1 pseudogene is annotated in these 234 nt (G+C 59.0%); it reads right to left on the bottom strand.

The annotated features are described in order from the left end of the window. Nucleotides 1–114: pseudogene (locus QP415_RS13025) on the bottom strand (LicD family protein); the annotation flags it as partial. Nucleotides 115–234: the final 120 nt, after the last annotated feature.

Genomic DNA, 234 nt, shown 5'->3' with positions numbered 1-234 from the left:
ACCGTAGGCGACGTAACGAATGTCCAGGAGTGTGCAGACGCGGTCGATCTCGGCCAGGCACCGCTTGGTCACGCGCTGAATGGCTGCCAGGGTTGCGGAATCAGCTTCGCTCATGAGGGTCCGATCATCAAAGAGGTACTAGAGAACTACAGGAGAGAGTCGTAGGGGCCAAAGTCGATAAACGCGGGCGCGTGGTTGTAGCGCTTGTCCTCCGGCGGCAACTGCATGTAGTCG

Source organism: Pauljensenia sp. UMB3104 (assembly GCF_030217285.1).
GTDB lineage: Bacteria > Actinomycetota > Actinomycetes > Actinomycetales > Actinomycetaceae > Pauljensenia.
The sequence above is the reverse complement of the archived record's forward strand: the minus strand, read 5'-3'. Positions and strand labels throughout refer to the sequence as shown.